This is a genomic window from Nocardioides aquiterrae, from assembly GCF_039526625.1.
GTDB classification, from domain to species: domain Bacteria; phylum Actinomycetota; class Actinomycetes; order Propionibacteriales; family Nocardioidaceae; genus Nocardioides; species Nocardioides aquiterrae.
On record NZ_BAAAJE010000048.1, the window covers coordinates 1 to 782 of the forward strand.

Annotated in this window: 1 protein-coding gene; it reads left to right on the forward strand. The window is 69.8% G+C overall.

Going from position 1 to position 782, the window contains the following annotated elements; all coding sequences use genetic code 11:
• A partial coding sequence (locus ABD086_RS25260) for an IS481 family transposase (protein WP_343911454.1) occupies window positions 1-782 on the forward strand: 782 nt, incomplete at both ends.

The window sequence follows — 782 nt, forward strand, 5'->3', positions numbered from 1 at the left end:
AGGGCCAGCCGGGATGACCGACCGGTCCTCGGCCCGGCACACCCAGCACGCCAAGACTCCGGCGCCGGTGGTCCGCAAGATCGTGCACCTGCGCTGGAAGCAGCGACTGGGTCCGGTCCCGATCGCCGCGAAGCTGGCAATGCCCGCCTCGACCGTGCACGCGGTGCTGGTCCGGTGCCGGCTCAACCGGCTGACCCACGTCGACCGGGTCACCGGCGAGCCAGTCCGCCGCTACGAGCGCACCCGGCCCGGGGAGCTGATCCACGTCGACGTCAAGAAGCTCGGCAACGTCCCCGACGGCGGCGGATGGCGCTACCTGGGCAAGCAGCAGGGCGACCACAACCGGCAGGCCACCCGCGACCGGACCGGACTCAAAGCCCGTAAGTACCACCCCAAGGTCGGCACCTGTTTCGTACACACCGTCATCGACGACTACACCCGCATCGCCTACGCCGAATGCCACGACGACGAGGCCGCTGTCACCGCCGTCGCGGTCCTGCACCGCGCGGTGGCCTGGTTCGCCGACCGCGGCATCACGGTCGAACGCGTGCTGTCCGACAACGGCAGCGCCTACAAGTCCTTCCTGTGGCGCGACACCTGCGCCGAGCTCGGCATCACCGCCAAGCGGACCCGGCCCTACCGACCCCAGACCAACGGCAAGGTCGAACGCTTCCACCGCACCCTGACCGACGGCTGGGCCTACAAGAAGCTCTACCGCTCCGAGAACACCCGCCGAGCCGCACTGGCAGGATGGCTGCACCAGTACAACCACCACCGGCCCC